We start from the raw sequence: 14,627 nt of genomic DNA on the forward strand, positions 1-14,627 counted from the left end.
AGAGGGGTGAAATTCATAAATATTTGGGGGTAAAATCTTAAATTTGACACAAATACCCCATAACCATGAGCATACTACCTATTTTATCGCGACAATTTCTGCTGTTGATATCCATCATTTCCATTTGTCATGCCCAGAATTTAAAATTTGAGACACTAAGCCAGGAGAACGTATTGGATAAACAGGCGGTATTAGCAATTGCTCAAGATAAACAAGGTAAACTTTGGTTCGGCGGCGGAGCCAACCTTTTTGTATATGACTCCCAAAATATCACCAATATTCTCGTACAGGATACGGTATTTAAAAAGGTAGATTACATTAACAAGATTGCCATCAACGCAAATAATGACCTTTTCATTGCTACAGCAACGCAGTTATTCATTTTCGATATCGACAAACGCAAAGCGGTATTTAAACAGGGAAAACCTTTTCAAGAAAAAATTGCCGTCGCCGACATACAGATCTTTTCAGACAAAATATTTCTGTGCACCGACAAAGGGCTCTTTCAGGCTATCCCCACAGCAGGCACCTACAATCTAAAAAAAATCATTAACCAATCCCGTGTACAATCGATTATTCAGACAGGACCGGAAACCTATATCATGGCGAGCATGGATGGTATAACGTCCTTTTCATTAAAAAATAATCAAATTTCTACGATCCAGAATCTTATAGCATCCCCCCTGCCGCTAAAAGAACAGATTTTCAGCACAATGTATCTTCATAAAAACATCCTGTGGGTTGGCACAAAATTGCATGGAATATTCCAATACAACTTCGTTGATAAAAAATGGAATAATCTAACAGAAACAAATAGCAATCTGCTCAGCAATAACATCAGAAAAATCGTCCCAACTAAACAGGGAGACCTCTTGATCGGTACATTAAAAGGACTCTCCATCTTTAATGGGGCACCACATTTCCTAAATTATAAACATAATACCTCCGTCAAAAACTCATTGAGTCAAAACTCTATCTATGATATCTTTATTGATCGACAACAGATCACCTGGATAGGAACTTATTTTGGAGGAATCAATGCCATCTACCCCGATCTGATCCCCATACAGCATTATTCAACACGTTCACGTCCTGGTCTCAGCCTCAACAGCGATATCACCGGCAGTTTCGCAGAGTCAGAAAATGCGTTTTGGATTGGAACAGAAGAAGAAGGAATCAACAAAATTGACAAAAGAACAGAAATGACCTCCCCTTTGTCTAAATTAACCCAGTCAAACCTGATCAAGGATCTATACGTTAGAGATAACAAAATTTATGCGGCACAGTATGGCGGCGGTTATTCCATTATCGATGCACAATCTGGAAACACACAACACTTTTACCTGGAAAAAGATCTCCTGAATCTCAAAAACAATATTTATAGCATTTATGTCGATCCAGTTCACCGCATTTACCTCGGAACCAATAAAGGGCTTTACATCGTCGATCCTGGAAAACCTGCAGCATATAACGCTGCATTAAAAACAGGCACAATTGATGATATCCAAGCGGACAATAAACAGCAGACATATTTTCTCAGAGGAGGTACACTTTTTCGCAAAAAAACGAATGAATCAAACATAAAACCAATAAAACAGCTGGATACATTGACGCTAGGTGGGTTTTATGTTCATCCGAACGGGGACATCTGGCTGACATCCAAAGAATACTTATATCATTTTGATCAGCATGATCACTTAACCAAGGTATCTCGCTTTCCGAACAATTCGCTAGGCTGGCCCATCTTTGTGAACAAGCAGGTATGGCTTACCAGTAAAAATGGATTAATATGCTATAATCCCAAAACAAAACATAGCTACCTCCTGAATCAGTATGACGGTTTACCGGTCAAAAATTTACTTGGAGCCAAAGTCTTTGCCAGCAAAACAGGAACACTATTCGTCACAACTCTCAATGGTGTAGTTGCCCTGGATACCCGAAAAATAATCTTCAATCTGACTATCCCTGAGGTATTTTTCCGAAATATCTTTCTTGAAGAGACACCATTGAACTACGGACGGATTCAGAAAACAACAGATCCCAACAGTTATCAGCTCAAACTCCGACATGATGAAAACTTTGTTACGATTAATTTCTCAGGTTCTAATTTCATCAAACCGCAAAAGAATAGATACCGATACAAGCTCGATGGTTTTGACAAGGATTGGCTTGAAACAAGTACTCCGTCAATACGATATACCAATATTCCAGTCGGAATGCATACCTTGACCATATTCGCTAGTAATAACGACGGCATCTGGAGCAGTATACCCCTACGGATCAATATCGATATTAAACCTCCCTTTTGGAGAACTTGGTGGGCGTATCTGTTGTATGCCGGCTTGTTTACGCTGGGGGTACATTTTGTCATCAAGTTCGTTGTCGAACGTGAGATGTTGATCAATTCAGAACGGGAACAGGAAAAGAAAATAAAATTCTTTACACAGATATCGCACGAAATTCGCACACCCTTGACTTTGATTACAGCTCCATTAGACGAAATTATTTCCGAAACGGCCAATCTTACCGCTACTCAAAACAAAGTAAAACGGATAAAAAAGAATGCCAGTAAACTCCTTGGTGTAATCAACGAGCTGCTGGACTTTAAAAAATTCGATGACAAACACTTTGTGCTGAAGAAAACCGACATCTCTTTTAGAGAATACATAGAAGATACGTTCTACTTACTGAATGACCTTGCCAAAACAAAACATCTCAACTATTATATACGTCAGTTGGATGCTGTAGGACTGCAGTCCATCGATACAGTCCAATTTGACAAAGTGATGTTTAACCTACTCTCCAATGCCATCAAATACACACCCGAATATGGTACAGTCTATCTGGATCTGATCGAAAGCGAGGACTCGTTTTCCATAAACATAGTTGATAACGGCATTGGCATTGCCACAGACAATCAGTTTAAAATTTTTGAAGAATACTATCGTGAAGAACAAGCTAATGATGCGATCGGCACAGGCATTGGTTTGGCACTTACCAAACAAATTGTACTGCAGCACAAGGGAGAGATTCGTTGTTTTTCACAGGACGATGAAAAAGGAAAATGGACGGTATTTACGGTAACCTTACCGAAACAAGCTGGCGAGAAAGTAGAGCCACAAGCAATAGGCCTCCTTGCAAAGGAAGCAGAAGACGTTAGCATACTGGTACCAAACACGCTCGATACTTCCTTGCAACAAACTATTTTAATTGTAGAAGACAACAAAGAATTATTAGCAACGGTAGTCAGTCTGTTTCAGGACACCTACACAATCATTACGGCTGATCATGGCGAAGAAGCTCTTTCCAAAGCATTGGAATATATCCCTGATCTTATTATTTCAGACCTGATGATGCCTTATATGGATGGAGCCCAACTGTGTCAGGCCGTTAAAACAAATATGGTGACAAGCCATATTCCGTTCATTTTGTTGACAGCCGTAACAGACAGCCATTCACAAACCTTAGCCCTGGAGCAGGGTGCAAATATCTATTTAACAAAGCCCTTCGACAATAAACAACTATTTCTTTCTGCTCAAAACCTCCTGGCTATCAGCCACAAAAAGAGTAAAGAATTTCAGGTCAAAACAGCTTCATTCGACAATGAACTTGATGCGCAATTCATCTCATCCCTAAATGAGTTGATCGAAGAAAATATCCAGTCAGATAGCTTTGATGTTAATTTTATATCGCGTACAATGGGAATGAGCGCTCCAATTCTCTATCGTAAGCTGAAGGCCATATCCAATTTATCGCTCAATAATTATGTTAAAACGTATAGGCTAAACAAAGCGAAAGAACTACTGAATTCTGACATGAACATCAGTGAGATCGCCTATGCTGTGGGGTTTTCGGACAGGAAGTACTTTAGTAAGGAATTTAAAAAACAGTTTGGATACAATCCGTCGGAACAAACCGCTACGCCCAACCAGAATAGCTAAACCCTGTTATATCGAACTGTAGTCTCCGTAATGCTCAATAAACGCTGTTATTCCCAATAAAAAAGACAGAGGTGGCATAGCCACCTCTGTCTTTTAGCTTTAACTACGTTTTTAATCAAGTTCGAGCCTTACTTAAAACAAATCATTTTTTAAACGATCTGATCCCACTAAAATAAGCTTTTAACTGTTGACAACCTTATTTAGCGATCTCTTTGATCATAGGTTCTCCGGACAATAGGCGTTGATAACGAACCAAGGCTTCAACATAGTAATAATCTGCATAAGTCAACGGCACATCGATTTCCGAATTTAATGGCAGCGCTCCAACACTGTGTTGTAAGATATACCCACCATTTTGACCATAAGGTGCCAGATAAGGTACCTTCGACAGGTTCTTAAGAATCGTTTCTGCTTTATCAAAATAATTCAAAGCTTCACTTCCCTTTGTGTATTGTGAGAGCTCTAACAAAGCAGATGCATATAATGCCGCCGCAGATACATCCCGCAGATCCTTATTCGGATACATTTTATCTGACTGCGCAATTTTATCTTTATCAAAATCCCAGTAAGGAACCAGATCAGCAGGCAAATTCGGATTGCTTAGGATATACTTTGCGATTTGCTGGGCCTGCTTCAAAAATTCTTTCTTCTTTGTCTCGCGGTACATCATGGTATAACCATACAGCGCCCATCCTTGTCCTCTTGACCATGCCGATTCATCAAATGCGCCCTGATGGGTCTTTTTACCAATGGCCTTACCTGTGTTTTTATCATAATCGATCACATGGTATGAGCTATAATCTTTTCTGAAGTGATTTTTCAAGGTTGTTTCAGCATGAGATACCGCAATATCATAGAATTTTTTATCTCCAGTCATTTTAGACACCTGTGTCAAAAACTCCAGGTTCATCATATTATCGATTATAACCGGATACTGCCATGATCCGTGATCCCAAGAACGGATCGTTTTGGTAGTTGGACTATAGCGAGATGCTAGGGAATTGGCGCCGGTGCTGAGTACTGGTCCATACTTTTGGTTATCACCCGTGAGACGCAGTGCGTTTCCAAAACTACAGAATAACATAAACCCTAAATCATGTGTACCCTTGTTGTTCTTTTCTTTTTCTAGATAGGTCAATTTCTCAGTTGCTTTCTTTAATAGCCCTTCATCTTTAGTGCCTTCATATAAATACAACAATGTCCCTGGATAGAACCCCGAACACCACCAGCTCGACGAAGAAAATACCTCTTTGCCATTTTCGAAAGTTTTTGGAAACTTTTCTGCCGGAGTTTCACTCGCCAGGACTTTTATTTGCTTCGCTGCAGCATCTAGCTGCTGCTGAATAAACGCTTTGGATAGATTTGGTTTTGCCGTTTGCGCCTGAACGACAGTCGAAGTACCCAAAATGGCCAATAATAACACGGAAAGTTGTTTTAATTTCATTATTTTCTATTCTTTTATTTTTATTTGGTCAGCGCATTAGCGCTTCAATTTTATACCTCAATAATATGCTCTTTTTCCTTATTTCAATTGATTGAGGAATATAGAGCGTTGATTCACAGAATCTGCCTATTTAGCTCGTCCTGTCTTACTTTCTTTAATCTCGCGTTATCAATGTGTGTTGATCAAAGCGATTGCTCCCTTATCGAGCTGCAGATCAATCATTCCGTCTTTCCTTATATCAAACGTACCCTCTCCCTGTATCTTTACCTCTGGTATTCCGATATCGGATTTTAAACATAGACGACCTCCATATTGACTTTTGATCCGGATGTTGGCCGTTTTTCCATTTTTCCGCTCTGCTGATACGAGATTTCCACCATCTGTCAAAAAATTGGTAAAGGAAACATCCTTCCATTTATGAGGAATAGCAGGAAACACGCGTAATACACCATTCCAATACTGCATGCACAATTCTTGAATACTCGCCATCGCTGCCAGTGGGGTTTCTATCACCGGACCGCTTTCAGCATATAGCGTATTGGCTTTAATATATTTCTGCAATAGAACATCCAGTGAAGCCAAAGCCGAATCTCCTCTCCCCATCATGGCATACATAGAGGCAGCCCCCGTAAATGAATAGCCCTGCAACCATTGCTTTTTGCTCTGCCAATGTGCAATAGAGCGCTCGATAAGAGCCTGATTATTTACCTGATCCCAATTTATATCGTAAAAAGGATAAATCATCATTAGATGCGAATAGTGCCGATGCGACTCGCCATAGGGAAGATCTTTTGCGATCATAAAGCCATCGACATCTTGTGGATAATCAATCAAGTTGGCCAATACGTCTTTCCAGACAGCATGAAGTTTATCCTTGCCGCCTCTTTCTTGATCCAGCTCAATAAGCGTCTTGAGACCCCATTTGAAAATAGAAAGATCATAATTTGTATCATAAGCATACCCTTTTGAATATTCTGGCGAATAGGTTTTCACACCGATATGGTATTTTCCTGCTTGATTCTTTTCCACTAGGTGCAAATGATAATTTATCGCTTCCTTCAGTAGCGGGAATAAGCGATCATATACTTCCTGCGACAGGGTCGCTCGATAATATTGATAATAACTATGCAACAGCCATACGAGATTCCCCAGTTCCTTTTCTCCATCGGAAGCCGCATCCAATGAGACATTTTTTGCCAGAAGAACAGGACTCCATAATGTCGGCCCCGAGGAGCGACCAACAGCCAAACTGTTATAGCGATAAGGCTCGGGAACATTTTGTCTTAAATTATCTTTATTCCGATCAATCATCTGGATCAACGAGTTTGCAATACCGAGCTGGTTCGCTTTGAAAACAGGGGAATAAGCAAGTTGCATATTAAGATTAAGCCAGTACGCTGGCCACGGAGTTGGACTTGTCCAGGGACCCTGTAAATCCATCGCGGGTTTATCTGACCTTGTTGCACTGGCAAGCTTATACAGTTGCATATCATAAAACTGCTGGTAAACCGTATCTGGCAGCTCCAGTGTAGATGCTGCAAAATAGTCTGTCCACCACTTGCGATGGGCTGCCAGTCCCTTTGTTAACTTTTGCTTATTAAAATTCCGAATATAATTGATCGCCTTTTTGACATAAGCGGTTCCCTGCTGGTTATAATCTACAGTAATTAAATAAGTATCCACCTCTTTGCCGGATCTGCCACAATAAGCCGTCACATACCCTCCCCCGGCTAGAAGAGGCTGATCAAAATATTTTGTTTCGCCTTGCGTGCCAAAACTTCCTTTTGGATTTGTTGGATAATTTTTCGGTTTTTGCGTATAGCTGAATCCCATCCTAGGACTGATGGCTTCGTCGGGTTTCCATGTAAGATGGTAAATCCCGTTAAAATCTTTTTTAAATACCTCTAGCAAAATAATGTTGTCATTCGATAAGGTGGTCGTCCGAATTCTCACCATCCCATGGTCTGTGCTGACTTTCGCCTCAGCATAGGCATCTTTTAAATGAATTTCTCCTTGTGCCTGCACAATAGGGCTTTCAAATTCCATTTCAAAATGACCTAACGACATACGCGCCTGATCAAACAATTTATCGGCCGAATTCGCTCGATGATCATAAATATCAGTTCTTCCAATATCCACACGCATCGAATTCTTACCAGCTAAGTAAGTCATCGTTCCCAGGAGACCATTTCCGGTAAACACACCTTCATAAATCGTATGGCCCAATACTGGAATTCTAAATTGAGCTGATCCTCCAAATGGCTGGCATAGGATGCAAACGAGTAAAAACAGTATTCTTAGATTCATCATTAGGATTTAATGCTATCAGAGCGACCATAAAGATGCTGGATTATTCTCCTGAAATCAAGCCTCTTTTACGAAAACGATTGAGGAAAACCTAGATTCAAGCTCTTCTCTGTCCATCACATCGAATAGCTACATCACTGAAATGTAACAATTTAATAGATAAAACAACAAAGCATAGGCAATAATGGGGTAGCTATATATGAAAGAAATGAATTCAACAGTATTCTTTTGTTATTTTTTAACAAAACACAAATAAACAATACGTAAAATTTTAGTTATCAGTTTACATTTATCAGTTTTTTATCTATTTTTAAGATTAAATATCCAATGCCGTTATTTTTAACAGCCTAATAGTGGATCAATTATAAAACAACTAATCCAACCAAAATGAAAGAACAGAATTCATCAAGGCGTGATTTCATAAAAAAATCCGTGGTCGGTGCTGCGGCATTTTCTATTGTACCACGCTTTGTACTCGGAGGACAGGGCTATCTTGCTCCGAGCGACCATCTAACCAAAGGTGTAATTGGTGTCGGCAATATGGGCCGTGGGCACTTTGGCTACGCCGGAACTAAAACAGTAGCCATTTGTGATGTGGACAAAACCCATCTAGCGGCAGCACAAGCAGACTTAGGCGGTGGTGTGAAGGAATACCATGACTTTAGGGAGTTGATTAAATCTCCGGAAGTAGATATTGTGCATATTGCTACTCCGCCACATTGGCATGGACTGATGTCCATTGAAGCGGCAAAAGCAGGAAAAGATATCTGGTGTGAAAAACCAATGACACGTACTATCGGTGAAGGTAAAAAAGTGAAAGAAGCCATTGCACAACATGGCAATATCTTCCGTTTAAATACCTGGTTTCGTTTCAAGGATGACTTTTATGGAATGAATGTTCCAGTAAGCAAAATCAAAAAATTAGTTGATACTGGCATGTTAGGTTGGCCTTTGAAAGTTACGATAAGCAAACATACCGGATTTGACTGGAAGTTCTATTGGGTAGGAAAGGAAAATTTACCAGAGGAGAAAGTACCGGCTGAACTTGACTACGATTTTTGGTTAGGTCCGGCACCATACAAGCCTTACAATAAACACCGCGTGCATACCACTTTTAGAGGATATTGGGATTATGATGGTGGCGGTCTAGGAGATATGGGGCAACATTATATGGATCCTGTTCAATACTTCTTAGGTAAAGACAACGAAAGCCCGATTACCGTCGACGTTGATGCTCCGCAGCAACATCCGGATGCCGTGGGCACATGGAGACGAATTACATTTACCTATGCCGATGGTTGTCAGATTATTTTAGACGGTGAAGCGAAAGATGAAAAGGCAGCCTATATTGAAGGTCCAAAAGGTAAATTATATCGAGGATTCCAATCAGATATACCAGATTTGGAAAGAAAACTTGCACAGTACCCTGAACCTGCACCACAGATTACTGACTTCTTGGAATCCGTTCGCACAAGAGAAAAGTTTGCACTGAATGAAATCAATGGACACCGTTCTTGTACATTGGTCAACATGGGATTAGCAGCATTGCGACTGAACAGATCACTAAAATATGACTCCCAAAATGAGCTATTTATTAATGACGACGCCGCAAATAGATTAATTCACCAACCAATGAGAGGCCCTTGGTCTATTTAAAAAGATATCCTAATGAAAAGAATATTCAATTCGCTGACCGTATTGCTTCTTATATCTAGTGCAACCTACGCTCAGCAACCACAAAATAGAACGACTGCAACTAAAATAGCAGACGTATTGGCACAACAGCCTGCCGAAGAAAAAGAAAAGTTTTTACTTGCCATGCATGAGCTGGAAGGTTTTTCTTCTGATGACGTCGTTACCTTCCTCAAAGGACTTAAAGCACCAGGTAGCAACAATGCTCCGATAGAATTTGCGGCAAACAGCTATTCGTTTTACGTAAACCAACCAGGCAAAGAACAGCAGAAAAGAGTGTTTGTTGAAGGATTGGCAAAATCCATAGCGCAATTGAGTGAACCAACAAATCAGGTCTTTGCCCTACGCCTGTTACGTCAATGCGCCGATAATACAGCTATACCAGCTGTCGCTAATTGTTTGACAAACGATTATCTTGCCGATGCAGCAGCGAGAACCCTAGTATCTATTCGTACCCCTGAATCGACAGCAGTCTTAGAAAAAGCTTTAGCATCATCCACAACAGAGAAAACTGCCATTGCCCTGGTTACAGCACTCGGAGATCTAAAAGATAAAAATGCTGAAAGTGCCATTTTAGGATTAACGCAAAAATATAATTCGGATGGCTTCCAAAGGACAGCATTAATCGCGCTGAGCAAAATCGGGGGCACAGCTTCTGAATCGCTATTCCAGGAAAAACTAAATGCTGCCGGCTATAGCTATGACAAATTGGATGCGGTAGGACTTGGTATTGACTATGCTCAAGCATTGATCGACAATAAACACGACCAAGATGCGGTTAAGTTCCTAAACAAGTTTTTCCAGGAATCACAAAAAGTAAAATCGATCAACGGCCAAATTGCATCGCTTAAATTATTGACGACCATCGACCCAGCGAAACAACAAAAGAACTTGTTAGCAGCTGTTAAGAGCGATAATGGTGCTTACCGTAACATTGCATTACAATTACTTGGAAAATACGGAAAAGGCGCCGACGCAAAAAGCTTGCTTGCTTTAGCAAGCAAGGGTACTCCTGAAGTGCAAGAAAGTGTATTGAACTACTTAGCCCACAATGGTTCGGCAAGCAGCTTAAAACTAATCCAAGCATTAGTAAATAAAACACAGTCTCCCGTAACTAAATTAGCTGGATTAAGTGCACTAAATACACTATCTCAGGGTAAAGAAACCAATACCTTAATCCAGGCGCTCAACGCAGATCAACAATTCAACAATTCGGTAAAAGCATTGATCCTTTCATCGAAAGATGCAAATGTCGTTACCGATGTCAACAATGCACTTGCCACTGTAGACGACGACAAAAAGATTCAATTGCTGGATATTTTAAGTAAACGTTCCAACAATGCATCATCCAAAGCTGTATTAGCCATAAAGAGTTCAAACCCTGCTGTCGAAGAAGCGATCAACAAAGCACTCCCAAATGTAGCTCAGGAATCGGATTTAGAGGAACTATTCAGTAGGTTAAACAATACGACAGACAATAAATCTGCTGTGTTATTGCAACGTGCCATTGTCAATGTGGTTCAGTCAAGCACAAATTCAAAAGGATTAACAGAAAAACTAGCAGCCAATATATCGAAGTCTGCAGCGCCTAATACGGCTAAATATTTCCCTATTTTTGCTGGGCTTGGTGACGCCCAGTCATTGAAAGCTGTAACTGCATACCTTAACAACAATAATACAGGTCTACGGTCCGCAGCAATTGAGTCTTTGGCTAGCTGGTCTACCTCCAACGCACTACCAGAATTGGTATCTCTTTCCCGAACAGAAAAAGACGATAATCTTTTCAAAACAGTATACAGAGGATTAATTAAATCAATTTCTTCTTCTCCGAATACGCCTGAACAGAAAACTTTGTTATTAAAAGATGCATTCAGCGTTGCCAAAACAGCAGACCAGAAAAAAGCAGCATTATCGGCGTTACAACCTACAGGAACATATCAGTCTTTAGTTTTTGCCGCCGATTTAATGAACGATGCGCAACTTGGCGGAACTGCGGCCAATGTAGCGATGAACATTGCAATGGACAACAAGTTCTATGGCAAAAAGGTTAGAGAGGTTCTTGAACAGGTAATCGGTAAATTGTCGGGTAGTGAAAGTGGATACCTTAAAGAAGCTGTTGTTCGCTATCTCGCTGAAATGCCAATCAAAGAAGGTTATGTTTCGATGTTCAACGGTAAAGACCTAAGTGGCTGGAAAGGTTTAGTAGCGGATCCGATCAAACGAAGTAAAATGAACGAGAAAACTTTAGCAGCAGAACAAGCTAAAGCCGACGATATCATGCGCAAAGGCTGGACAGCATCCAACGGTGAAATTGCCTTCAGTGGTAAAGGAGATAATCTGGCTACCGTAAAGAAATATGGCGATTTTGAAATGCTCGTAGATTGGAAATTGGAGAACTATGGCGGTATAGAAGGTGATGCCGGTATCTACTTGAGAGGTACTCCACAAGTACAAATTTGGGATATTGCAAATACAAGAGTCGGCGCCCAAGTTGGCTCTGGCGGATTATACAACAACCAGAAAAATGAAAGCAAACCATTAAAGGTTGCCGACAATGCTACTGGCGAATGGAACACGTTTAAAATCAAAATGGTAGACGATAAAGTCACAGTTTGGTTAAATGGACAGTTAGTAACCGATAATATTCCTCTTGAAAACTATTGGGATAGGAACCAATCAATTTTCCCTACCGAACAAATTGAGTTACAAGCGCATGGTTCAGTTGTTTATTATAGAGATCTTTTTATCAAGGAATTTCCAAGAAAACAAATCTTTAAATTGAGCGATCAAGAGAAAAAAGAAGGTTTTGAAGTACTTTTTGATGGAACAAACCTCGACAAGTGGACAGAAAACCAAGCTTATGTCGTCAATGACGAAGGTTATATCTGGGTGTATCCAAATGCAAAATTTGGTGGAAACCTTTACACAAAAGAAGAATATGCAGACTTCATTTATCGCTTCGACTTCAAATTAACTCCTGGTGCCAACAATGGTGTGGGAATACGCGCTCCTCTGGAAGGAGATGCCGCATATGAGGCTATGGAAATCCAGGTACTTGATGATGGTGCAGATGTTTATAAAGACTTGAAGCAATACCAATATCACGGTTCAATTTATGGAGTTGTTCCTGCCAAAAAAGGTCATTTAAAACCTGTAGGTGAATGGAACTCCGAGGAAATAGTGGTGAAAGGAAATCGCATCAAAGTTACACTGAATGGCGCGGTTATCGTGGATGCGGATATCGCAGAGGCAAGCAAAAATGGAACCCTGGATGGCAAACAACATCCCGGGCTTAAAAGAACCTCTGGTCATATCGGGTTTTTAGGACACGGTACCGAAGTATTCTTTAAAGATATTCGAGTGAAAAAACTCAAATAGTCTAAACTTATACGTAGAGAGGGGATAAGGAATCTTATCCCCTTTTTGCTAATTAGCCCACTTGCTTGTCAAGTGAGAAAAATAACCAAATGATTCCAAAACTTTTGCTAAATTAAAGCCCTGAGGATTCTATTTCAAAATATGATGTTTTATGACTAAAGCCGTAAACTTACTGATTAACAAAAAATTGGAGAGTAAACCTGAAAAGAAAAATCTGTTCAATAAAATCTCCATTATAAAATTAATAGCCGAATTAGGATCTGTATCGGTAAATGACATTGTAAAAAACCTCTATTTAAGCCTGCCTACGGTAAATAGCCTCATTGCAGAATTGCTGGAAGATGATTTTATCCGTCAATTTGACAAAGGAGAATCTATTGGAGGACGTAAACCCAATTTATATAAGCTTTGTGATGGATTGTTTCAGGTGCTATCGATTGAACTCCAACGTTTCTCCATCACACTGAGCATAATGGACAACAACCAGAACATTATTGCTGAAACGATTGAGCTTGATAATGAATTATCTCGCAATGGAGAAAATCTAGCTATTATCACACAAATCGTTGATCAATATCTCATCGATAAATCAGTTGATACCGAGAACCTAACAGGGATTATTATTGGCATGCCAGGACTAATCAACGCTGAAGAAGGTACCAACGAGACTTTTTTACATGAGGACAATCAATCCATAACAAACTATTTTGAGCGCATATATAAAAAACCGGTCTTCATTCTGAATGACGTCAAAGGTGCAGCTTATGCTGAATTAAAATTTGGATTGGCAAAAAACACAAAAAACAGTTTAATTATCCTAATGGATTGGGGGATAGGTTTAGGAATCGTGTCCAATGGCGAAGTCTACCTAGGCCGTGATGGCTACTCCGGCGAAGTAGGACATATGCCCTTTATCGACAACGGTGAACTTTGCTATTGTGGGAAAAGGGGCTGTTTGGAAACCGTAGCTTCCGGAATTGCTTTGGTCAACAATGCTAAACAGGAAATCCAAAAAGGAGAGCTGACTAAATTAAATGAATTGCAACCCGATGAATTACAACATTTAACACCGACACATATTATTGAAGCGGCAAACAAGGGTGATCAATTTGCAATAAATCAGATTTCAAAACTAGGGACAAATCTAGGAAAAGCTTTTGCATCCTTAATACAGCTACTCAATCCCGAATTGATCGTGTTGGGTGGAAAAATTGCAAAAGCAAATGAATTGATCACGATTCCGATACAGCAAGCCATAAATTCCTATACCATGGCCATTTTGAAGGAACATTGTGACATAAAAGTGTCAAGTCTAAATCTCGACAGCAATACCGTGGGTCTGACAAATTATTTTATCACGAAGTACCTATCGGTTGAATTGCTTCATAAATCCAAAATCTAAAACTGTCCTGTACTCAACAAGACAAGAGTACAGGCTCTTTCTGTCTTAATACCGTGCTCCATAGCGAGCTGTTCCAATTCTGCATTCTCCGCACCAGGATTAAATATGATCCGTTTTGGCTTCGTCGCTAATATATAATCGTAATATTCTTTCTGATTAGGCTCACTAAGATACATTGTCACAGTATCAATATCTGTATAGATCTCACCTTTCTTTTCAATAGGAACTCCTGCAGCTTCCCCTCCACTCAAGCCAATATTGACGATAGCATGCCCATGTTTATGCAGCATATTTGCAGCTTTATTCGAATAACGTGAAGGATTGGTACTAGCACCTAAAATCAATGTTCTTTTCATCCCTTTTTATATCTTTTGTATTTACCTGTTGCATGCACACTCAAGGCGTGTAGATTATCTTCTTTGCCTGCTAATTACAATAGGATAAAGAAGATAATCCAAATTCT

The 14,627-nt window shown here is 40.0% G+C and carries 7 protein-coding genes; 4 read left to right on the forward strand and 3 right to left on the reverse strand.

Annotated features, from left to right (window positions below):
• The first annotated feature begins 65 nt into the window (after positions 1–65).
• Entirely contained in the window at positions 66–3,941 is a 3,876-nt protein-coding gene (locus M2419_RS21985; RefSeq protein ID WP_153844927.1) for a hybrid sensor histidine kinase/response regulator transcription factor, read from the forward strand.
• 196 nt (positions 3,942–4,137) lie between these two features.
• Here the strand turns inward: M2419_RS21985 and M2419_RS21990 are convergent, their stop codons facing one another.
• A complete protein-coding gene (locus M2419_RS21990; protein WP_159731401.1) occupies positions 4,138–5,385 on the reverse strand; it encodes a glycoside hydrolase family 88 protein in 1,248 nt (415 codons plus the stop codon).
• 168 nt (positions 5,386–5,553) lie between these two features.
• Complete coding sequence (locus tag M2419_RS21995) at positions 5,554–7,695, reverse strand: glycosyl hydrolase family 95 catalytic domain-containing protein (RefSeq protein ID WP_259255617.1); 2,142 nt, start codon at positions 7,693–7,695, stop codon at positions 5,554–5,556.
• A 384-nt stretch (positions 7,696–8,079) separates the two neighbouring features.
• On the opposite strand from M2419_RS21995, the gene M2419_RS22000 reads away from it, so the two are divergent.
• From M2419_RS22000 to M2419_RS22010, 3 genes are all read left to right on the forward strand, one after another.
• The gene (locus M2419_RS22000; protein ID WP_088160080.1) at positions 8,080–9,348 is read left to right on the forward strand and encodes a Gfo/Idh/MocA family oxidoreductase; all 1,269 of its coding nucleotides are present in this window, start codon (positions 8,080–8,082) and stop codon (positions 9,346–9,348) included.
• 12 nt (positions 9,349–9,360) lie between these two features.
• Positions 9,361–12,762, forward strand: a complete 3,402-nt coding sequence (locus tag M2419_RS22005) for a DUF1080 domain-containing protein (protein ID WP_259255618.1) — start codon at positions 9,361–9,363, stop codon at positions 12,760–12,762.
• A gap of 151 nt (positions 12,763–12,913) precedes the next feature.
• Entirely contained in the window at positions 12,914–14,164 is a 1,251-nt protein-coding gene (locus M2419_RS22010) for an ROK family transcriptional regulator (protein ID WP_153844923.1), read from the forward strand.
• Here M2419_RS22010 and M2419_RS22015 read toward each other — a convergent pair.
• Positions 14,161–14,520 (reverse strand): CoA-binding protein, encoded by a 360-nt coding sequence (locus tag M2419_RS22015; protein ID WP_153844922.1) that lies wholly within the window; start codon positions 14,518–14,520, stop codon positions 14,161–14,163. The two genes, M2419_RS22010 and M2419_RS22015, sit on opposite strands and share 4 nt — an antisense overlap.
• Positions 14,521–14,627: the final 107 nt, after the last annotated feature.

The organism is Sphingobacterium sp. BIGb0116, assembly GCF_024808035.1.
GTDB classification, from domain to species: domain Bacteria; phylum Bacteroidota; class Bacteroidia; order Sphingobacteriales; family Sphingobacteriaceae; genus Sphingobacterium; species Sphingobacterium paramultivorum.